The 21,640-nt window shown below is 64.8% G+C and carries 18 protein-coding genes; 14 read left to right on the top strand and 4 right to left on the bottom strand.

Annotated elements, in window-relative coordinates:
- Window positions 1-416 precede the first annotated feature (416 nt).
- Window positions 417-1,520, top strand: coding sequence for an alkene reductase (locus C380_RS00405; protein WP_015011909.1), 1,104 nt, complete (start codon window positions 417-419; stop codon window positions 1,518-1,520).
- A gap of 24 nt (window positions 1,521-1,544) precedes the next feature.
- Here C380_RS00405 and C380_RS00400 read toward each other — a convergent pair whose 3' ends face one another.
- From C380_RS00400 to C380_RS00390, 3 genes are all read right to left on the bottom strand, one after another.
- Window positions 1,545-2,132 (bottom strand): hemerythrin domain-containing protein, encoded by a 588-nt coding sequence (locus C380_RS00400; RefSeq protein WP_015011908.1) that lies wholly within the window; start codon window positions 2,130-2,132, stop codon window positions 1,545-1,547.
- Window positions 2,133-2,286: 154 nt separating this feature from the next.
- Complete coding sequence (locus tag C380_RS00395) at window positions 2,287-3,954, bottom strand: methyl-accepting chemotaxis protein (RefSeq protein ID WP_015011907.1); 1,668 nt, start codon at window positions 3,952-3,954, stop codon at window positions 2,287-2,289.
- 118 nt (window positions 3,955-4,072) lie between these two features.
- A complete protein-coding gene (locus tag C380_RS00390) occupies window positions 4,073-6,334 on the bottom strand; it encodes a cation-translocating P-type ATPase (protein ID WP_015011906.1) in 2,262 nt (753 codons plus the stop codon).
- Window positions 6,335-6,500: 166 nt separating this feature from the next.
- Here C380_RS00390 and C380_RS00385 point away from each other — a divergent pair, with 166 nt between their 5' ends.
- The 9 genes from C380_RS00385 to C380_RS00345 all read left to right on the top strand — a co-directional run bounded on the left by C380_RS00385 (window position 6,501) and on the right by C380_RS00345 (window position 16,427).
- Entirely contained in the window at window positions 6,501-6,707 is a 207-nt protein-coding gene (locus tag C380_RS00385; RefSeq protein WP_015011905.1) for a heavy-metal-associated domain-containing protein, read from the top strand.
- 62 nt (window positions 6,708-6,769) lie between these two features.
- Window positions 6,770-7,288: a Cu(I)-responsive transcriptional regulator gene (cueR, locus tag C380_RS00380; RefSeq protein WP_015011904.1), complete on the top strand. Its 519-nt coding sequence runs from the start codon at window positions 6,770-6,772 to the stop codon at window positions 7,286-7,288.
- Window positions 7,289-7,411: 123 nt separating this feature from the next.
- Window positions 7,412-8,974: a class I SAM-dependent DNA methyltransferase gene (locus tag C380_RS00375; RefSeq protein WP_015011903.1), complete on the top strand. Its 1,563-nt coding sequence runs from the start codon at window positions 7,412-7,414 to the stop codon at window positions 8,972-8,974.
- A 20-nt stretch (window positions 8,975-8,994) separates the two neighbouring features.
- The gene (locus tag C380_RS00370; protein ID WP_168162341.1) at window positions 8,995-10,158 is read left to right on the top strand and encodes a restriction endonuclease subunit S; all 1,164 of its coding nucleotides are present in this window, start codon (window positions 8,995-8,997) and stop codon (window positions 10,156-10,158) included.
- Window positions 10,159-10,211: 53 nt separating this feature from the next.
- Window positions 10,212-10,430: a DUF433 domain-containing protein gene (locus C380_RS00365; protein WP_015011901.1), complete on the top strand. Its 219-nt coding sequence runs from the start codon at window positions 10,212-10,214 to the stop codon at window positions 10,428-10,430.
- Window positions 10,427-10,762, top strand: a complete 336-nt coding sequence (locus tag C380_RS00360) for a DUF5615 family PIN-like protein (RefSeq protein ID WP_015011900.1) — start codon at window positions 10,427-10,429, stop codon at window positions 10,760-10,762. The genes C380_RS00365 and C380_RS00360 overlap by 4 nt, the downstream gene beginning before the upstream one ends.
- Window positions 10,763-11,358: 596 nt before the next feature.
- Complete coding sequence (locus C380_RS00355) at window positions 11,359-11,643, top strand: helix-turn-helix transcriptional regulator (RefSeq protein ID WP_015011899.1); 285 nt, start codon at window positions 11,359-11,361, stop codon at window positions 11,641-11,643.
- Complete coding sequence (locus tag C380_RS00350; RefSeq protein ID WP_015011898.1) at window positions 11,640-12,893, top strand: HipA domain-containing protein; 1,254 nt, start codon at window positions 11,640-11,642, stop codon at window positions 12,891-12,893. Before C380_RS00355 ends, C380_RS00350 begins: the two co-directional genes overlap by 4 nt.
- A 51-nt stretch (window positions 12,894-12,944) precedes the next feature.
- On the top strand, window positions 12,945-16,427 hold the full coding sequence (locus C380_RS00345) for a DEAD/DEAH box helicase family protein (RefSeq protein ID WP_015011897.1): 3,483 nt from the start codon (window positions 12,945-12,947) through the stop codon (window positions 16,425-16,427).
- A 104-nt stretch (window positions 16,428-16,531) separates the two neighbouring features.
- On the opposite strand, the gene C380_RS00340 is transcribed toward C380_RS00345, so the two are convergent.
- Window positions 16,532-17,401, bottom strand: a complete 870-nt coding sequence (locus C380_RS00340) for a TetR/AcrR family transcriptional regulator (RefSeq protein WP_015011896.1) — start codon at window positions 17,399-17,401, stop codon at window positions 16,532-16,534.
- A 155-nt stretch (window positions 17,402-17,556) separates the two neighbouring features.
- Between C380_RS00340 and C380_RS00335 the strand changes: the two genes are divergently transcribed.
- The 4 genes from C380_RS00335 to C380_RS00320 all read left to right on the top strand — a co-directional run bounded on the left by C380_RS00335 (window position 17,557) and on the right by C380_RS00320 (window position 21,629).
- Window positions 17,557-18,420 (top strand): ABC transporter ATP-binding protein, encoded by an 864-nt coding sequence (locus C380_RS00335; RefSeq protein ID WP_015011895.1) that lies wholly within the window; start codon window positions 17,557-17,559, stop codon window positions 18,418-18,420.
- Entirely contained in the window at window positions 18,417-19,298 is an 882-nt protein-coding gene (locus C380_RS00330; protein ID WP_043565023.1) for a branched-chain amino acid ABC transporter permease, read from the top strand. The genes C380_RS00335 and C380_RS00330 overlap by 4 nt, the downstream gene beginning before the upstream one ends.
- 94 nt (window positions 19,299-19,392) lie before the next feature.
- Window positions 19,393-20,430: a branched-chain amino acid ABC transporter permease gene (locus C380_RS00325; protein ID WP_015011893.1), complete on the top strand. Its 1,038-nt coding sequence runs from the start codon at window positions 19,393-19,395 to the stop codon at window positions 20,428-20,430.
- Window positions 20,431-20,447: 17 nt separating this feature from the next.
- A complete protein-coding gene (locus C380_RS00320; RefSeq protein ID WP_015011892.1) occupies window positions 20,448-21,629 on the top strand; it encodes an ABC transporter substrate-binding protein in 1,182 nt (393 codons plus the stop codon).
- Window positions 21,630-21,640: the final 11 nt, after the last annotated feature.

Here is a 21,640-nt window from a genome sequence, read left to right as displayed (position 1 = left end):
CCGCGCCGCTTGCGCCGCCGGGACAGCACGGGGTAACACAAAACCGGAGCCCTTGTTGACGCCAGTGTGCTGCACGTTTTGCGCTGCAGCATTAAGCTCCAAGAGCCTGTTGGCGATCTCGCAGGGGATCGCGTTGGAGCGCAATCGGGATGAGTGGATGCTTCGGATGCGCCGCATGGGCTCATGCCCATGCAAGCAGCTGGGGCGTCCAATCACCCGATTTCGCTCCAACCCTTCGGGCAGTGGTCTTTGCGGGCGGTCTGCGGCGTTGCGGCGCTTGTGGATAGCCGGGGCTATCCACTGCGCACCGCGCCTTGCATCCCATCCCGCAAAGACCGCTGCGCGACCCCTGGGAGATCGTCAACAGGCTCTTTGCTGCTTTTTTGGCACATCGCCTTTCTCCAGGACTTCTCACCATGACCTCTTTGTTTGAACCCACCCGCGCGGGCGACCTCCAGCTGGCCAACCGCATTGCCATGGCGCCGCTCACGCGCAACCGCTCGCCCGAAGCCATCCCCACCGACCTGGTCGCCACCTACTACGCACAGCGCGCCAGCGCCGGTCTCATCATTTCCGAGGCCACGGCCATCAGCCCGCAAGCCCAGGGCTATGCCGATGTGCCGGGCCTCTATGGCACCGAACAGCTGGACGGCTGGAAGAAGGTGACCCGCGCCGTGCACGATGCCGGTGGCAAGATCGTGGTGCAGCTGTGGCATGTGGGCCGCGTCTCGCACACCGACCTGCAGCCGGGCAACGCCGCCCCCGTCGCGCCCTCGGCCGTGCAGGCCCACACCAAGACCGTGCTCATCAAGGACGGCGTGCCCACCTTCACACCCACGTCCATGCCCCGCGCACTCGATGCCGAAGAGATCCCCGGCATCGTGCAGGACTACCGCCACGCTGCACGCAACGCGATTGCGTCGGGCTTTGACGGTGTGGAAATCCACGCAGCCAACGGCTACCTGATCGACCAGTTCCTCAAGACCGGTGCCAACCAGCGCACCGACGACTATGGCGGCAGCATCGCCAACCGCGCGCGCCTGCTGCTGGAAGTGACCCGCGCCATCGTCGAGGAAATCGGCGGCGGCCGCACCGGCATCCGCCTGTCGCCCGTCACCCCCGCCAACGACATCGTGGACGCCGATCCGCAGCCGCTGTTCGACCATGTGGTGCGCCAGCTGGCGCCCCTGGGCCTTGCCTACATCCACGTGATCGAAGGCGCCACCGGCGGCCCGCGCGAGGTGGAAGGCCGCCCGTTTGACTACGCCGCCCTCAAGGCCGCCTACCGCGCAGCGGGTGGCAAGGGTGCCTGGATGGTCAACAACGCCTACACGCGCGAACTGGCCGATGCCGCCCTGGCCAACGGTGCCGACATCGTGGCCTTTGGCCGCCCCTTCATCGCCAACCCCGACCTGGTGGCGCGCCTGAAGGCCAACGCCCCGCTCAACGAGGTGAACCGCGCCACGCTGTACGGCGGCGGGGCCGAGGGGTACACGGACTACCCGGCGCTCAGCGCCTGAGTCTCCACCGAGCGGCGCTGCCGCTCAGGAGGGTGAACCGAGCCCGATTGGGCTCGGCGCCCGCATCACGATGCGGGTGAACAGGCGGTCGTACGCCGCATCGCGCGGCTTGCCGGGTGCCAGCGGGTTGGTGTTGCTGGCAAAGGCCGCGTCGATGGCGGTCCAGTCGCCCGGCTGCAGGGCCTCCTGCGCGGCGGGCAGCACCACGGTTTCTTCCAGCCGCATGTGCTCCAGGTAAAAGCGGATGTAGCGCTCCAGCGCCAGCGCAAACGCCTCGCGGCGCGCATCGCCCATCAGCTCCCAGCCCAGCAGCAGGTGCTGCAGTTCGCGCACCGCGGCCTCGCCGCCGGCATGGTCTCGCTCCAGCTGGGCGATGGCCTCGGCCGCCTGGGGTGAGCGCTCGGCCACCTTGGGGAACAGCCACTGCGACTCCTTGGGGTGGTGCTGCCGCTCGGGAAACTCGTCGATGTAGAACAGCATCGCCCGCATCACGTCAAAGAACGCAGCAGGCTCGTCACCCGGGCCCTGGTCCAGCATCAGGCGCAGCGAGTGCAGCACCGCTGCGAGCGACGCATGCTCCTCGCGAATGGTTCGCAGACTGATCGACGACATGGCGCACTCCCCAGGTTCAACAAGGCCCCAAGGGTGCCACGCGCTCCCCGGTGCGCCCATGACGCAGGTCAATAAACCGCCGGGCAGCACCGCCCACAAAAAAGCCCCGCAGACCAGGCCTGCGGGGCTCGTCGAAACAAAAGGCCTGGCGCGGTCAGTGCGTCAGGCGTGCCTGCACAGGACCTGCAGCCAGCGCCTGGGGCGCCTGGTCTGCATAGGGGGCAGCCACTGCGCCGCCGTGGCCATAGCCACCGGCCGATTCGGCCAGACGGAACTGCTGCACCACGTGCGACAGGCGCGCGGCCTGCTCGCGCAGCGACTCGGCAGCGGCGGCAGATTCTTCCACCAGCGCCGCGTTCTGCTGCGTCATGCGGTCGATCTCGCCCACGGAGCTGTTCACCTGGCCAATGCCAGCCGATTGCTCGGACGCTGCGGCCGTGATCTCGCCAATGATGTCGCCCACGCGCTGCACGCTGCTCACGATGTCCTTCATGGCCGTGCCCGCTTCTTCCACGTGGCGCACGCCGCCGTCCACGGCCGTCACGCTGCTCTGGATCAGGCCCTTGATGTCGCTGGCCGCCGCCGCACTGCGCTGCGCCAGGCTGCGCACCTCGCTGGCCACCACCGCAAAGCCCCGGCCCTGCTCGCCTGCGCGGGCCGCTTCCACGGCCGCGTTCAGCGCCAGGATGTTGGTCTGGAAGGCGATGGAGTCGATCAGGCCGATGATGTCGCCGATCTTGCGGCTCGATGTCGAAATCTCATGCATGCTGGCCACGGCCTGCTGTACCACGCCGCCACCGTGCGTGGCCATCTGCGAGGCCGACGCGGCGAGCTGGTTCGCCATCTGCGACGACGACGCCGTCTGTTGCACCGTGGACGTGAGCTGCGACAGCGAAGACACAGCTTCTTGCGCGTTACTGGCCGTCTGCTCGGTGCGTTGCGACAGGTCCTGATTGCCCGTGGCGATCTCCTGGCTGGCCGTGGCGATGTTGCCGCTGGCATCCCGCACCTGCGCCACCAGTGCGCTCAGGCCTTGCTGCATGTCGCGCAGCGCGCGCTGCAGGTCGGCCACTTCGTCCTTGCCCTCGGCGGCAATGTGCTGCGACAGGTCGCCGCCCGCAATGGCCTGGGCCATCTTGCGCGCTTCTTCGAGGGGCTTGCAGATGGAGTTCATGTTCATCAGCGTGGTGGGCACCACCACCACCACGGTGATCAGCACCGCCAGCACAAACAGCCACTTGGTCTGGTTGGACACTTCGCTTTGCTGCGCCACCGACTTGGCTACTTCGGCGCGCAGCACCGCGTCCAGCTCGGCCATCAGCTTGTCGGCCTCGGCAAACTCGGCCACCGCCTTGCCGCTCATGCGGTTGGCAATGGTGGCGGTGTCGTAGCCACCCGCCTCCAGCTGGCGCGCCACGTGCGCAAACAGCTCGCGGTAGCTGTCCAGGCGCTTGACGATGTTGCGCACCACCGGGTTGTCAGAGTCCTCCTCACCTTCCAGGAACTTGTTGGCAATCTTCTTGGCCTTGTCTTGGCTCTCCACCCACTTGGCCTGCGCGGCTTTCACGGCTTCGGGCTTTTCGTAGCCAATGATCATGTCCTTCTCGAACTGGCGGATGGCACCCATCTCGCCCCGCAGCTCGGCCATGTAACCCACCTCGGCGAACGAGTGGTCCATGAAGTCCTGGCTCATGTTGTGGATGCGGAACATGCCCAGCATGCCCGCGCCCCCCAGCAGCCCCAGCAGCCCCAGCACCACGCCAATGGCACCCAGCATGCGCAAACGTATGGTGAACTGCCGCATGAGCGAGAAGAGATTCATGATCTGTCGTCCTTGATATAGCTATGCCAATGCGGTCGCCGCACCTCCCCCGAGGCGACGGATTCGCAACAAATCGTTGCAGTTTGCCAGACATCGATGACCGTGCTGTACGTATTTATCACATGCGCCACCGCTTGAGTAGAAGAGCATTCGCCATCACGCTGACCGAACTCAGCGCCATGGCCGCGCCCGCCACCACCGGGTTCAGGTAACCCAGCGCCGCCAGCGGAATGCCCGCCACGTTGTATGCAAACGCCCAGAACAGGTTCTGGCGGATCTTCATCACCGTGCGGTGCGAAATATCCAGTGCCGCCGCCACCAGCATCGGGTCGCCGCGCATCAGCGTAATGCCCGCTGCGTGCATGGCCACATCAGTCCCGTTGCCCATGGCCATGCCCACATCGGCCGCCGCCAGCGCGGGGGCATCGTTAACGCCGTCGCCCACCATCGCCACATGATGGTGCTTGCCATCAGTGCCCTGTTGCAACGCAGCCACCTTGGCCGCCTTGTCGCCCGGCAGCACCTCGGCCATCACCTCGCCTGCGGCCGGGTCCAGCCCCAGGCGCCGGGCCATGGCCTCGGCCGCGCCCCGGTTGTCGCCCGACACCATCACGGTGCGAATGCCGCGCGCCTTGAGCGCGGCCAGCGCCTCGCGCGCACCGGGCTTGGGCTCGTCGCCAAAGGCCATCAGCGCCCTCAACGCCAACCCTTCCGTGACCCGTTGGGCCACGGCGGACACCGTGGCGCCTTCGCGCTGCAACGCCTCCGCGCGGTCGGACAACGGGCCCAGTGCCACCCCCAGCTCCTGCATCCAGCGCAGGCTGCCCACCAGGTAGCTCTGGCCATCCACCTCGCCCTCGGTGCCGCGCCCGGGCACGGCGCGCACGTCCTGCGCCGTGGCCACGTTAATCTGCCGCTCGCCCGCAGCCGCGACCACTGCGCGCGCCAGCGGGTGTTCGCTGCCACTTTGCACAGCGGCCACCGCCGCCATCACCGCGCTGTCATCCAGGCCGGGCACCACCTCAAACGCCGTGAGCCGGGGCCGGCCCACGGTCAGCGTGCCGGTCTTGTCAAAGGCCACCGTGTCCACCTTGTGCGCCAGCTCCAGCGCCTGCACGTCCTTGATCAGGATGCCGTGTTTGGCCGCCACGCCCGTGCCCGCCATGATGGCCGCGGGCGTGGCCAGCCCCAGCGCACAGGGGCAGGCAATCACCATCACGGCCACGGCGTGGATCAGCGCCGCCTCCAGCCCCGCGCCCATGGCCAGCCAGCCCGCCAGGGTCACCAGCGCCACCACCAGCACCACCGGCACAAAAATGGCCGACACCTGATCCACCAGCCGCTGGATGGGCGCCTTGGCGGCCTGGGCGTCTTCCACCAGCCGGATGATCTGGGCCAGCACCGTCTCGGCGCCCACGGCCGTCACCGCCATCACGATGCGGCCATCACCATTGATCGAGCCACCTGTGAGCGCCGCGCCCACATCGCGCGCCACCGGCAGGGGCTCGCCCGTCAGCATGGATTCATCCACCTGCGTGTGGCCCTCGTGCACCGTGCCATCCACGGGGATGCGCTCCCCCGGCCGCACCACCAGCTGGTCGCCCACCAGCACTTCAGCCACCGGCACATCCACCTCGCCAGATTTGGTGAGCAAATGCACCACATCCGGCCGCAGCGCATGCAGCGCGCGGATCGCGGCCGTGGTCTGGCGCTTGGCGCGCGCCTCCAGCCACTTGCCCAGCAGCACCAGCGTGACCACCACAGCCGACGCCTCGAAGTACAGGTGCGGCACATGCCCCGGGTGGTCCGTGGGTGCCGTGAGCCACAGCCACATCGACAGGCCCCAACCCGCGCTGGTGCCCAGCGCCACCAGCAAGTCCATGTTGCCGCTCAGCGCCTTGGCGGCGTGCCAGCCCGCCTTGTAAAACCGCGCCCCCAGGATGAACTGCACCGGCGTGGCCAGCACAAACTGCACCCAGGCGGGCAGCATCCAATGCTGGCCAAACAGGTCGCCGATCATCGGCAGCACCAGCGGCGCTGACAACAGCAGGCCAATGCCCACGGGCATGAAGCCGGCCCAAGGGGACAGGTCTTCGGCCACATCCTCTTGCCCCGCCGCACGCGGCTCGTAGCCCGCATTGCGCACCGCGCGGCGCAGCACCGCCTCCATCGCAGCGGCGTCAGCGCCCACCTGCGTCACAAAGGCAATGCGCGCAGACTCGGTCGCCAGGTTGACCGAGGCCTCCTGCACGCCCGGCACCTTGCGCAGCGCGCGCTCCACACGGCCCACGCAGCTCGCGCAGGTCATGCCAGAAATGCCCAGGTCCAGCGAGTGCACAGACCCGGGCGCGGTGTTGGGGGGGGTGGTAATGGTGTTCATAGCGGGGATGCTGATCCTTGACGTGATGGCAAGGTCAAGCATTGATCTTGATCAACCCTCACATCATGAGTGTCTTGCGCAGCGTTTGACTCTGCCACGATGTCAAGCTTCAACATTCGCTTCGGTCGCATCCACGGCCACATTTCCAAACCAACAAGGACACACCATGGCAACCAACACCACAACCTTCCAAGTACAGGGCATGACCTGCGGCCACTGCGAACGCGCCGTCACCCAGGCCGTGCAGCAGGTAGACCCCAACGCCCAGGTGCGCATCGACCGCGCCAGCGGCAAGGTGGACGTGGACAGCACCGCCCCCCGCGAAGCCCTGGCCGCCGCCATTGCCGAAGAAGGCTACACCGTCGCGGCTTGAGAGGCTGAGAGTCTTCTGCCTCTGAGCGCCGCGCCACCACACACCCCAACGAGGGCCACACCATGACAACGCCCCAGTCCGCCAATACCGCGCCGACCGCGCGCACCAAGGCCGCAGCGCCCCGCGCCATCGCCTGGCCCGTGCCCATCGGCGTCGCCGCCCGGCGCGCCGGCATCTCGGCGCGCATGGTGCGGCACTACGAATCGCTGGGCCTCATCAGCGGTGTGGCGCGCACCGACAGCGGCTACCGCCAGTACACCGAGGCCGACGTGCACGCCCTGCACTTCATCCGCCGCAGCCGCGACCTGGGCTTTTCGATGGAAGAAATCGCCGAGCTGCTGGGCCTGTGGCACGACCGCAGCCGCGCCAGCAGCCAGGTCAAGCGCATCGCCCAGCAGCACATCGACGACCTGAGCGAACGCATCGCCCAGATGCAGGCCATGCAGCGCAGCCTGCAAACGCTGGTCTCCTGCTGCAAAGGCAACGACCGGCCCGACTGCCCCATCCTGGACGACCTGGCCTCCGGGCAGGCAGAACAACACGCCCCCCGGGCCTTGCGCAAAACGCTACCAAATCAATAGCTGCTCGCGCATATTCCACTATCGCTTGGTGCCAAAAAGGCCCCAAACTGCGCCCGCCGGGCCCCCGGCGGCTCCGCGTGGCAGACTTGCAGGCTTTCCTACAGCCCCTTACAGACTGCCCCCATGCTCACCGGTGACCTGCGCAACAAAGTCGATCAAGTCTGGAACGCCTTCTGGTCCGGCGGCATCGCCAACCCCATCGAAGTCATCGAGCAGATCACCTACCTGCTCTTTCTGCGCGCCCTCGACAGCGACCAGACCCGCGAAGACAACAAGGCCCTGCGCCTCAAAACCCAGCCTGTGCGCCTCATCCCCGCAGGCGTGGATGCGCAAGAGCGCCCGCACGACAACATGCGCTGGTCGCGCTTCAAGAACATGGCCCCGGCTGAAATGTTCGACGCGCTCAGTAACCAGGTCTTCCCCTTCCTGCGCGGCCTGCAAGCCTCGGGTGGCCCGGCGGCAGAAAGCGCCTTTGCCCGCCACATGGCGGGTGCCCGCTTCACCATCCCCACGCCCGGCCTGCTGGCCAAGGTGGTCGATTTGCTCGACACCATTCCCCTCGACGACCGCGACACCAAGGGCGACCTGTACGAATACATGCTCGGCAAGATCGCCTCTGCCGGGCAAAACGGTCAGTTCCGCACCCCGCGCCACATCATCGATTTGATGGTGGCCCTGACGGCACCCACGCCGCAAGACACCATCTGCGATCCAGCATCAGGCACCTGCGGATTCCTCGTGGCCGCAGGCGAATACCTGCGCCGCACCTACCCCGACATGCTGCGCGTGCCCGCGCAAAACGCGCACTTCCACAGCGGCATGTTCCACGGCTACGACTTTGACAACACCATGCTGCGCATCGGCAGCATGAACATGGTGCTGCACGGCGTGGAGCACCCCGCCATCGAATACCGCGACTCGCTCGCCGAAGGCGCGGCGGGTGATGCCGAGGCCTACAGCCTCATCCTGGCCAACCCACCTTTTGCAGGCAGCCTCGACTACGAAAACACCGCCAAGGACTTGCAGCAAACCGTCAAAACCAAAAAGACCGAGCTGCTCTTCCTCGCCCTGTTCCTGCGCCTGCTCAAAACCGGCGGGCGGGCGGCGGTGATCGTGCCCGACGGCGTGCTCTTTGGCAGCAGCAAGGCCCACAAAGAACTGCGCCGCAAGCTGGTGGAAGAGCAGAAGCTCGACGCCGTCATCAGCCTGCCCGGTGGCGTGTTCAAGCCCTACGCGGGCGTCAGCACCGCCATCTTGCTGTTCACCAAAACCATGAGCGGCGGCACCGACCATGTGTGGTTCTACGACATGCAAGCCGACGGCTGGAGCCTGGACGACAAACGCCAGCCCCTGCTGGATACAAGCCTTTTAGGCCTCCAGCCCTTACTGGACAAGCGCGAGCAGCTATCAGAAGCAGAGCACGCCAAAAACAACTTGCCCGACGTGCTGACCCGCTGGGCACAGCGCAATGGCACCGAACGCGAGCGCCCCCGCACCGCCCAGAGCTTTTGCGTGCCCAAGGCCGACATCGAGGCCAACGGGTATGACCTGAGCATCAACCGCTATAAGGAAGTGGTGCATGAGCAAGTGCAGCACCGCGCGCCGGGGGAAATCTTGGCGGAGCTGCGGGCGCTGGAGGATGAGATTGCGCGGGGGATGGGGGTGTTGGAGGGGATGTTGAAGTGAGTCATTGCCCAAGCGCCACATTGAATGAGGTCTGCGCTTTTCAAAACGGCGGCACGCCAAGTAAAGCCATTCCGCGCTACTTCACAGGCGATATTCCATGGATAACCGGTGCCGATTTAGTCGGCCCCGTTGCAAGAAGCGCCCGCAGCTTCATCACGGAAGAAGCCATTACATCTTCTGCGACTAACAAGGTTCCGGCGGGCACTGTTTTGCTTGTTACTCGTACCAGCGTTGGAAAGGTAGCGATTGCAGGCACGGAGCTTTGCTTTAGCCAGGACATCACTGCACTGCTTCCAGATTCAGCCAAGCTGGATGCGGGCTATCTGGTGCATTTTTTGCGCACGAAGGAAGAGCATTTCAGCAGGTACGCGCGAGGGGCAACGATCAAAGGCATCACACGCCAAGTCGTGGCTGATCTTGTGATCCCGCTGCCACCGCTGCAAGAACAACGCCGCATCGCCGCCATCCTCGACCAAGCCGAAACCCTCCGAACCCAACGCCGCACCGCCCTGGCCCTGCTCGACAGCCTCACCCAGTCCCTCTTTCTCGATATGTTTGGGGACCCGGTGGCGAATCCGAAGGGGTGGCCCAAAGTTCCACTAACCCAAACGTGTGCATCTCCCGACGACATTCGCTGCGGGCCTTTTGGTACGCAACTCTTGCGATCAGAATTTAAGACTGAGGGTGTGCCGCTTTGGGGCATAAAGAACGTCAACGCTAAGTTCGAAATCCCGACCCATGAGTTCGTTGACGAACAGACCGCCAACCGGCTGTCTCACTATTCGATTGAGCCACTGGATATCGTGATGACGCGTAAAGGTACTGTGGGCAACTGTGCTGTCTATCCGACCAGCTTTCCATCAGGCGTAATGCATTCAGATTTACTTCGGCTTCGCGTTTCGTCAAAAGTCTGCCTGAGCACGTTCCTCAGTCACCAGCTACATCACAGCCAGGATGTGGAGCGTCAGCTGACATTGATAAGTGGTGGTGCTGTGATGCCAGGAATAAACGTGTCACGTCTGAAAGAACTGTTGGTTTTTTTACCCCCCCTCCCCCTCCAACAAACCTTCGCCACCCGCATCGCCTCCATCGAAGCCCTCAAAGACACCCACCGCCGCGCCCTGGCCGCGCTGGATGCGCTGTTTGCCTCGCTGCAGCAGCGGGCGTTTGCGGGGGCGCTTTGAACCGCCAATGGCCGCACAATCCCATGTCACGGTCCACTTTTAAGGAGAGCACCATGGACAGAATCACCCTCGAGCCCGGCAAGCGTGGCGGGCGGCCCTGTGTGCGCAACTTGCGCATCACGGTGTACGACGTGCTGTCCATGCTCTCCAGCGGCATGTCCACCCCGGAAATTCTGGACGACTTCCCGGAACTCACCGAGCAGGACATCCTGGCCGTGCTGGCGTTTGCCGCCGAGCGGGAACACCAGGTTGTTTCGCTCAAAGCGCAATGAAGCTGCTGCTGGATGAAAACCTGTCGCGCCGCCTGGTGCCTTTTCTGCAGCACGCTTACCCGGGCACCAGCCAGGTCGTGCTGCTGGGCCTGGAATCGGCCTCGGACCGCGAGGTGTGGCAAAAGGCCAAAGACGACGGCTACGTGATCGTGACCCGCGATGCGGATTTTCAAGAGCTCTCGCTGGTGTGGGGGCAGCCGCCCAAGGTGGTGCGACTGCGCACACTGAACCAGACGCGAGCCGCTACGCTGAAGGTGCTGCTCGACCACCGCGAACTGATCGTCGAATCGCTGGTAACCCACGGTCTGGCGTCGGTAGAGATCATTCCTTGAAGCCCCGCCGCCGCTCCCTGGCCGTAGCACTACTCCATGTGCTGTGTGCCTCGCTGCAGCAGCGGGCGTTTGCGGGGCAATTGTGAACGAGGGTAGCAATCCCGCCGCTCGGGTGCGCTCACCTTCCGGGCTGTGCACCCACTCAGTCCATACGGCAGGCTGCACACCGAGTGCAACCGGCCTTGGCGCACAGCCTGCTTTAAACCCGATGGTCGCTCCATCCGTCAAAGCGGTCTTTGCCTCCTCAAAATTTCTTTGAAAATCAATCACTTATAAAACCCGTCGGCCTTGATGAATAAGCCAGCCAATACAGGTTAAAGACGGCTGGAAGAGTGGCCCACCGCACACCGCCTTCGCGCGTCACTGTCGAAAAAACCAGCCCTCTGAAAATGTTCCCATAGGGACAAATTCACGGAATTCGTGCACCATCCTTCCAAATTTGACCTTATGGGATCACTTTTCGGTTGTGTGGGCTGCCCCCAATGGGCGCCGGGGCCAACGGCGCGCAACCATCGTTGCGAAAAATTGCCCTCATAAGAGCAAAAATGCGGTCAGCGACCGTGAAACCGGCTAATATGACCCGATAAGGTCAAAAAATGAAGCTCCAGGTACCCGATCTTTCCCCGCTGGCCCAGCGCCTGGCTGCCGAGCGCAAGCGCCAGGGGTTGTCGCGCACGCAAGCGGCAGCGGTGTGCAATGTGAGCCCGTCTTTCATCCGCGATGCAGAGAGCACGCCCGAACGCTGTTCACTGGGCAAGCTGCTGCTGCTGGTGCAAGGCTTGGGCTTGTCGGTGCAGGTGGTGGGCTGGGGCGACGAGGTGACCGGCATGGCACTGCCGCCAGATGCCACACCCCACGCCCAGGGCGGGCCCAGCGCATGATTCGGCTGCGCGTGTGGGCCAATACCCGCCCCATGGGGTGGTTTGGGCACGCCGCCGCCGAGTTTTTCTTTGAGTACGACGCCCAGTGGCTCGCCCAGCCAGGGGCATATGTGCTGGCGCCGCAATTCGCGCTGGGCCCACAGCGCTACACCGGGGCGCTGGTGCGCAATTTTTTCGAAAACCTGCTGCCCGAGGGCGAGGCGCTGGAAGACATCATCAGCGCGCTGCACATGCGCCAGGCGTCCAGCTTTGACCTGCTGGGCAAGCTGGGGCAGGAATTGCCGGGCGTGATCGCGCTGCTGCCCGAGGGCGAGCGCCCGTCCGCAACGCAGGAATATGCGCCACTGGCACTGCCCACACTGAGCGAGCGCCTGGCCGCGCGCCAACGGGTGCCGCTGCTGGTGTCGAACGACGCCGCCACCATGTCCTTGGCGGGCGCGCAAGACAAGGTGGGCCTGCGCTACGACAGCAAAAAACGCCACCTGTTTGACAGCGTGGGGCCATCGCCCACCACGCACATCCTCAAGCCCGACACACGCCAGCTGCGCTACACGCCCAGCGCCATCAACGAATACGCCTGCATGCTGCTGGCCAAGGCGCTGAAGCTGCCCGTGCCCAAGGTGTGGCTGCTGCGCGTGCCGGAGGCCGCGTACGTGGTGGAGCGCTACGACCGCGTCCTGACGGCGGGCAACATCGTCGGGCTGCACCAGATCGACGGCTGCCAACTGCTGGGCCATGGGCCGGGCTGGAAGTACGAGCGCAGTGGCGGCCTGGTGAGCCTGCCCAAGCTGGTGCAGGCCCTGCGGGCGTTGTCGGTGCGCGGCCGCGATCTGCTGGAGATGCAGCGGTGGGTGATGTTCAACTACCTCATCGGCAATGCGGATGCGCACGCCAAGAACCTGTCGGTGCTGATCGACGACAAGGGCTACCGCCTGGCGCCGTTTTACGATCTGCTGTGCGTGCGGGCCTATGGAGATACCGGGTTGGCCTTGTTCATTGGCGACGAGGAAAACTTTGACGCCGTGGGCCGCCACTCCTGGGAGGCACTGTGCGAGGACTGCGGCTTTCGTCTGGACGAAACGCTCAAGGAATTCCGCTCGATGGCGTCAGCACTGCCCGCCGCATGGGAGAAAGTGCGTACGCAGATCGAGAAGAAAAACAAACCGACATCGGCAGAGCTCGCATTGCTGAACACCATGGGCGGTGTTTTTGAGGAACACTGCCGCAACGCGCTGTCGATGACTGGCTGAACAAAAAACCCGCCGCGCAGACGGCGTACACCGCAGAGGAGAGGCAACCCCGTGAGCTATAGCGCTGCATCGAACTTCGGCTTCCTGCAACCCGACTGGCCCGACCTGCTGGCCGAAGCCCGCCGTGCCGAGGCCGCTGCCCACGCCGACCCGCGCACCGCCTGCTTTTACGCCCGCCGCACGCTGGAGCTGGCCGTGGCCTGGCTGTACCAGGCCGAAGGGGGCCGGGGCGGCAGCCTGCGTATGCCGTACAAGGCGGATTTGTCGGCCTACCTGTTCGAGCCCAGTTTTCAGCAACTGGTGGGCCCGGCGGTACACGCCAAGATGGATGTGATCCGCCGCCTGGGCAACCAGGCGGTGCACCACGCACGCCCGGTGCCGCAGCAAGATGCGCTGAACGCACTGCGCGAGCTGTTCCATGTGGCCTTTTGGATGGCGCAGCACTATGCGCGCCGCGTGGGTGACCGGCCTGCGGCGGGGCTGCAGTTTCGCGCCGATCTGCTGCCACGCCCTGCCGCTATCGACTCTGCCCAAGAACAAGCGGCCAGCCGTGCCGCCCAGGCCGCCGCGCAAGAGGCGCTAGCCCAACAAGCCCAGGCCCTGGCAGAGCGCGACGCCGCCCTGCGCGAGGCCGCTGCCCGCAATGCAGAACTGGATGCGGAACTGGCCCGCTACCGCTCCGAGATTGCCGCCGCCAAGGCCGCCAACGCCGCGCAACCCGCCACCGCCCACGACTACAACGAGGCCGCCACGCGCGACCTGTTCATTGACCTGCTGCTGAAAGAAGCGGGCTGGGCGCTGGACCAGAAGCGCGACCGTGAATTTGAAGTGCAGGGCATGCCCAACGGCCAAGGCAAGGGCTTTGTGGATTACGTGCTGTGGAGTGGCGAAATCCCCCTGGCCATTGTGGAAGCCAAGCGCAGCCGTCGCAGTGCCCAAGAGGGCCAGCAGCAGGCCCGCCTGTATGCCGACTGCCTGGAAAAAAGCACCGGCCACCGCCCCGTGATCTACAGCACCAACGGTTATGAACACTGGATGTGGGACGACACCACCAGCCCGCCGCGCCCGGTGCAAGGCTTTCACACCAAGGACGAACTGGAGCTGATGCACCAGCGCCGCACCACGCGCAAGCCGCTGGCCAGCCTGCCGATTGCGGCGCGCATTGTGGAGCGCCACTACCAGCAGCGCGCCATTCGCCGCATCGCCGAAACCTTTGAGCGCGACCAGCACCGCAAGGCCCTGGTGGTGATGGCCACGGGCGCGGGCAAAACCCGCACGGTGATTGCGCTGGTGGACTTGCTCATGCGCGCAGGCTGGGCCAAGCGCGTGCTGTTTTTGGCCGACCGCGTGGCGCTGGTGAACCAAGCGGTGAATGCCTTCAAGGCCCACTTGCCCGATGCGGCGCCGGTAAACCTGGTGACCGACCGCGCCACCGAGGGGCGGGTGTACGTGTCCACCTACCCCACGATGATGGGGCTCATCAACGAAAGCGCCAATGCGGGTACAGGCGGCCAGCGCCGCTTTGGCGTGGGGCACTTTGATTTGATCGTGGTGGACGAGGCGCACCGCTCCATCTACCAAAAGTACCGCGCCATCTTCAGCTACTTTGACGCCCTGCTGGTGGGCCTGACAGCCACGCCCAAGGACGAGATCGACCGCAACACCTACAGCCTGTTTGGCCTTGAAAGCGGTGTGCCCACCGATGCCTATGGCCTGGACGACGCGATTGCAGAGGGCTTCCTGGCCCCACCCAAGGCGATTTCGGTGCCGCTGAAGTTCCAGCGCCAGGGTATTCGCTACGACGAACTGAGCGATGACGAAAAAGACCAGTGGGATGCGCTGGAGTGGGACGAAGAAGGCGGTGAGGCCCCCGACGAAGTGAGCGCCGAGGCAGTCAATCAGTGGCTGTTCAACACCGACACCGTAGACAAGATGCTGGCCCTGCTGATGGAACGCGGCCACAAGGTGGCGGGCGGCGACCGGCTGGGCAAGACCATCGTCTTTGCCAAGAACCAGCGGCACGCCGAGTTCATCCAGCAGCGCTTTGACGCGAACTACCCCGAATACAAAGGCCTGTTCGCGCGCACCATCACCTTCAAGACGGAGTACGTGCAGTCGCTCATCGATGACTTCTCCAAAAAGAACGATGCCCCGCACATAGCGATTTCGGTGGACATGCTGGACACCGGCATTGACGTGCCCGAGGTGGTGAATCTGGTGTTCTTCAAGATCGTGCGCTCCAAGGCCAAGTTCTGGCAGATGGTGGGGCGCGGCACGCGGTTGTGCCCTGAGCTGTACGGGCCGGGGCAGGACAAGAAAGACTTTTTCATCTTCGACTTCTGCCAGAACCTGGAGTTTTTCAGCCAGGAGCTGGAGGGTAGTGAAGGCGCGGTGGCTCAGCCACTGTCACAGCGCCTGTTCAATGCGCGGCTGGAGTTGATTGAAGTGCTGGACAAGCGTTTGAGCAGCAACGGCGTGGCCGATGAGGCACAGCAATCGCCTGTGCTGACCGAGGCCGCCATTCGCCGCGACACCGCTGATCTGCTGCACAGCATGGTGGCGGGCATGTCGCTCGACAACTTTGTGGTGCGCCCGCAGCGCCGCTGGGTAGAGGCGTGGGCGCAGCCGGATGCATGGAAGCGCCCCAGCCCCGAACAACTGGCCGAGGTATCCACGCACCTGTCGGGCCTGCCCACCGCCGTACGCGACGATGACGAAGACGCCAAACGCTTTGATGCCCTGCTGCTAAACACTGAGTTGGCCCTGCTGCGCAGCGAACCAGCCCTGGCGCGGCTGCAAACCAAGGTGCAGCAACTGGCCAATGGTTTGCTGGAGAAAGCGAACATCCCCGCCGTGCGCGAGCACCTGCTGCTGATCGAGGCCGTGGCGGGCGACGAGTGGTGGCAGGACGTGACCTTGCCCATGCTGGAGCAGGCGCGGCGCAAGCTGCGCGGCCTCATCAAGCTCATCGAAAAAAGCAGCCGCAAGGTGGTCTACACCGACTTTGAAGACGCCATTGGCGAGACCGGCGAAGTAGATTTGCCCCTGGTGGCCAGCGCGGTGGACTTTGACCGTTTTCGCGCCAAGGCCAAGGTCTTTTTGCGCGCCCACGAAGATCGGCTGGCGCTGCACAAGCTGCGCCGCAACCAGCCCCTCACGGCCGCCGACCTGCAAGAGCTGGAAGCCCTGCTGCACGAAGCGGGCGGCACGGACGGCGACATCGATCGTGCGCGCACGCTGCACACCAGCCTGCCGGTGTTTGTGCGCTCGCTGGTCGGGCTGGACCGCGAGGCGGCCATGGCAGCGTTCTCGACTCTGATTGGCGCGGGCCAGGCCAGCGCCAGCCAGTTGCAGTTCATCGAAGAAATCGTGCAGCACCTGACCGAGCACGGCGCCATGCCCGCCGCTCGACTCTATGAGTCACCATTCACCGATATCCATGCCCAAGGGCCGGATGGCGTGTTTGATGGCAACAAGGTGGAGCAACTGTTCCAGGCGCTGCAGGGTCTGGAACTGCAGCAGGCTGCGGCGTAAGAGTAGCGAACCAACCGCCATCACTATCAAATAGATAGCTGCTAGCGCTTACTCAACGTGCGCTAGCGACCCATTTGACTCCAATAAACGCCCGAGGCGAAATATCAGCCCCCAGCAGGCCGGACGGCGGCCTTGGCTGTGCCTCTCGCCGCCCTGGACTTGGGGGCGGGCATGACAGAGGCATGCAGCGCAGTGCTGTCCGCTGGCCGCCGCAACACCCCATCACACAGCGTCGCAATGCACTGCTGCGCCACCTGCTCGGGCGTGTATTCACCATCGGGCTGGTACCAGCGGCCGATCCAGCTGAGCGCTCCGGCAATCACAAAGGCCGTCATCTTCGGGTCGCAGGGCTGCAGCGATCCTTCGGCCACGCCCTCGGCCACGAGGCGGCGGAATTCCTGGTCGATGGCGGACTTCAGGCGGCGCAGCTCCTTGCGGCTTTCGGGGGGCAGCTGCTCGTCGCCCACGCGGATCAGGCACATGCCGAAGTCCATGGTGACGATGCGCGCGTACACCTGCATGCAGGTCATGAGCTGGTCAATGGCCTTGCCGCCCGCAGCGCGCGAGGCGTCAATCCCCTCCAGCATCATCGTGAGCCCCTTGCTCACGCACTGCAGCAGGATCTCGTCCTTGTTCTTCACGTAGTAGTACAGCGTTGGCTTGGTCACGTTCAGCCGCGCGGCGATGTCGTCGAGCGAGGTCGCGTGAAAGCCGCGTTCGTTGAACAGCTGGGCCGCTGCCTGCAGCACGGCATTGCGCTTGGCCTCGCGCTGGCGCTCGCGGTGTGACACCGGGGGCCAGGGAGACGCCGCAGCGGTCGGGGCTGGCGCAGGGGCGGCTGGGGCCGACCCAACCTTCGCGGTTTTTTTGACCGGCTTGGCCAGCTTGACCTGTGTGGCAGCGGGTGCAGAAGACGGCGCTGCGGCGGTGGGGGTGGCGCTGCGGCGGCGGGTTGCCACTTTGGCGTGGGGCATGGATGGCAGTTCCTCGGGAAAGTACGGATGCTGATGAGGGTCGCGGCTTCCAGAATCTACTTGCGAGTAAACAGTTTACGCACAAGTAGGAAATTTGCGCTGGGTTCCATCGAAATTTCTGTCAAAAGCTGCAGTCAACCCGTATTAGAAAGCCAATGGAGACAACCCCTTCCGGCCCCGCTGCTGCCACGCCCCTGCTGCAGGTGCAGGGCGTGACCCTGGCGTTCGGTGGCGTGAAGGCGCTGACCGGCGTGGGGTTTGATGTGCAGCCCGGCTCCATCACCGCCGTCATCGGCCCCAACGGTGCGGGCAAGACCTCGCTGTTCAACACCATCTCGGGCTTTTACCGGCCCAGCCAGGGGTCCATACGCTTTCAGGGGCAAGACATCACCCGCGTGCCCGCACCGCAGCGCGCCAAGCTGGGCCTGGGCCGCAGCTTTCAGAACATCGCGCTGTTTCGCGGCATGACGGTGCTCGACAACATCAAGCTGGGCCGCCACGCGCACCTCCAAACCAATGTGCTTGATGCATTGCTGTACTTCGGCCGCGCGCGCCGCGAAGAGGCCGAACTGCGCCGCGACATCGAGGAGCGCATCATCGACTTCCTCGAAATCGACCACATCCGCCACGCCCCCGTCTCGGCCCTGCCCTACGGCCTGCAAAAGCGCGTGGAGATGGCGCGGGCCCTCGCCATGCAGCCGCAGATCCTGATGCTGGACGAACCCGTGGCCGGCATGAACCGCGAAGAGACCGAAGACATGGCGCGCTTCATCCTCGATGTGCGCGAGGAATGGGGCGTGACGGTACTCATGGTCGAACACGACATGGGCATGGTGATGGACCTGTCGGACCACGTGGTGGTGCTCAACTTCGGCCAGGTCATCGCGCAGGGCACGCCCGCGCAGGTGCAGGCGGACCCCGAGGTCATCCGCGCCTACCTGGGCGCTGGCGATGTGGGCGACCTGCGCGCCAGGCTGCAGGCCAGCAGCCACTCCACCAACCCGCAGGGAGCCGCATGATGGACTGGGCCTACCTGTTTGAGATCAGCCTCACCGGCATCGCCGGGGGCGGTCTCTACGCACTGGCCGCACTGGCTTTCGTCATGGTCTACAAGGCCACCCGCGTGGTCAACATCGCCATTGGCGAGCTGCTGATGGTGGGCGCCTACCTGTTCTTCACCTTCGCATCGATGTTTGCGCTGCCGCTGTGGCTGGCCATCCCCGCCGCCGTGCTGGGCACGGGCCTGCTGGGCGCGGTGATCGAGCGCACCATGATCCGCCCGCTGCTGGGCGAGCCGCCGATCTCCGTGTTCATGGTCACCGTGGGCTTGGCCTCGGTGCTGGTGGGCCTGGTGGAGATGATCTGGACGGCCGACCAGCGCCGCCTGCCCGACTTCATGCCCACGCAGCCCATCATGGTGGGTGACGCGTTCCTCGCGCCCAAGGTGTTCTGGGGTGCAGTGATTGCCGTCGTTTTCATCGCAGCCGTGCTGGTGGTGTTCCGCTTCTGGCGCGGCGGCGTGGCCCTGCGTGCCACGGCCAGCGACCAGGCCGCCGCGTATTCGGTGGGCATCAACGTGCCGCGTGTGTTCTCGCTGGCCTGGGTGGCCTCGGCCATGCTGGCTGCCATCTCCGGGATCATCGTTGGCTCGATTGGCGGCATCTCGTCCAGCATGGGCGTATTCGGACTGTCGGTGCTGGTGGTGGTCATCGTGGGCGGGCTCGACAGCGTGCTGGGCGCGCTCGTCGGCGGCATCCTCATCGGCCTGATCGAGGCGCTGGCCGGGGCCTACCTGGGTGGCGAATACAAGCTGCTGGCCACGTTCATCGTGCTGGTTGCGGTGCTGCTGGTGCGGCCCTATGGCTTGTTCGGCACCCACGAAATCGAGAGACTGTAAAAACATGAACCCCCACGTTCATCACCTCGTGTATTCACTGCCCCCCAAGGGGGCGCAGGCCTCCCTTGGGGCGGCCCGGCGGCAGGCCTGACCCATGCGCATCGGAACCCTCAAGGAAACCTACATCGCCGACGCGGCGCTGTTCGACTCGCGCACGCAAAAAGTGTGGCTGGCCGTGGGCGCTGCGCTGCTGGTGCTGTTCCCCTTCATGGCCAGCGACTACTGGCTCTACCTGGCCTGCCTGGTCAGCATCAATGTGGCCAGCGCCACGGGGCTCAACATCCTCACGGGCTACACGGGGCTGGTCAGCCTGGGGCAGGCCGCCTTCATGGGCCTGGGGGCTTACACGGTGGCCGTGCTGGAAACCAAGGTGGGCACGCCCTTTGTGCTCAACCTGCTGGCCGGTGGCTTTGTCGCCATGCTGGGCGGCATCGTGGTGGGCATCCCTTCGCTGCGCGTGAAGGGGCTGTACCTGGCGATTGCCACCATTGCCGCATCGTTCATCGCGCACTTCATCTTTGCCAACTGGAAGTTCACTGGCGGCACCGGCGGCCTGAGCGTGCCGCCCGCCAAGCTGTTCGGCATGGCGCTCGACACCTCGTTCCGCCTGTACTGGCTCATCGTGCCGGTCACCCTCCTCATGCTGCTGGGCGCGGCCAACCTGTTCCGCACGCGCGTGGGCCGTGCCTTCATCGCGATTCGCGACCGCGACATCTCGGCCGAGGTGCTGGGCATACCGCTGCTGCGCTACAAGCTGCTGTCGTTCGGGCTGTCGTCGTTCTATGCGGGGGTAGCGGGCGGGCTGTGGGCGTACTTCTTTCGCGTGGTCACGCCCGAGAGCTTTCCGCTGCTGATGTCCATCTTTTTCCTCGCGGCCATCATCGTCGGCGGCATGGGCTCCATCCTGGGCGGCATCCTGGGCGCGGTGTTCATGACCATGGTGCCCGAGCTGCTCAAGCTCGTGGTGGACCTGATGCCCGGCGGCAGCGAACTCACGGTGTTCCTCTCGCCCGTGCGCACGGTCATCTTTGGTCTGCTCATCATCGGTTTTCTCGTCTTCGAGCCCCATGGCCTGGCCGAAGTGTGGCGGCGCGTCCGCCGTTTCTTCCATCTCTGGCCCTTCCGCAACTAAATCAAATGGAGACAACTATGGACACACTACGCACTTCCATCCAGCGCCGCCAACTCTTGCTCGGAGCCGCTGGCGCCGCTGCCCTCACCAGCCCGCTGTCGGTGCTGGCCCAAGGCGCTGAAGAGATCGTGATCGGCGGCTCCATCCCGCTCACCGGCGTGTTCGCGTTTGCGGGCGTGGGCATCAACGCGGGCATGGGCGACTACGTGAAGATGCTCAACGACGCGGGCGGCATCAAGGGCCGCAAGGTCAAGTACGTGCCCGAAGACACGGGCTACAAGGTCGATGTGTCGGTGGCGGCGTTCAAGAAGATCACCAGCCAGAACAAGGTGAACCTGTACTACGGCGACTCCACGGGCTTCTCCAAAACCATCAACCCCGAGCTGGACCGCAACGGCAACATCCTCATGGCCGGCGCGTCGTTTGCCACCGAACTCAACGACCCCAAAAAGTACCCCAACCAGTTCCTCGTGGGCCCCGACTACACCGAGATGTTCGGCATCCTGCTCAAGCACATCGCCAAGGAAAAGCCCGGTGCCAAGGTGGCCTTCGTGTACTCCGATTCGGAATTCGGCCGCGACCCCATCGAGTCCAGCGAAGCCATGGCCAAGCAACTGGGCCTGTCGGTGCCCATCAAGATCATGACGCCCGCCGGCAGCGTGGACGTGTCGGGCGAGGTCATCAAGCTGCGCCGCGCAGCGCCCGACTACACCATCTTCCACGGCTACATCCTCGCCCCCATCCCCGAGTTCATCACCCAGGGCAAGCAACAGGGCATGACCAGCAAATGGATGGGCACCTTCTGGACCATGGACAGCTCCACCGTCATGAAGATGGGCGAGGCCGCCGACGGCTTCATGGGCGTGATGCCCTACCGCTACTACTACGACACCGAGAAGGCGCCCATGCTGGAGAAGATCCGTGCCATGCGCCCCGAGTACCAGAGCACGGCCTACATCCAGGGCTTCCTGGCGGCCATGCTGTTCACCGAATCGGCCAAGCGCTGCCTGGATGCGGGCAAGCCGCTCACCGGTACCAACCTCAAGGCTGCGCTCAACTCCATCAAGGACTTCGACACGGGTGGCCTGATTGGTGTGCCGATCACCATCAGCGGCAATTCGATCCCCGTAGGCCGCGTGTACCGCGCCGACATGAAGGCCCAGAAGATGGTGGCCGCCTCCGACTGGATCAAGCTCTGACCCTGCTGTTG

The sequence above is a fragment of the Acidovorax sp. KKS102 genome (assembly GCF_000302535.1).
In the GTDB taxonomy this organism is placed as follows: domain Bacteria; phylum Pseudomonadota; class Gammaproteobacteria; order Burkholderiales; family Burkholderiaceae_C; genus Acidovorax.
This window is presented reverse-complemented; position numbering and strand designations above follow the sequence as displayed.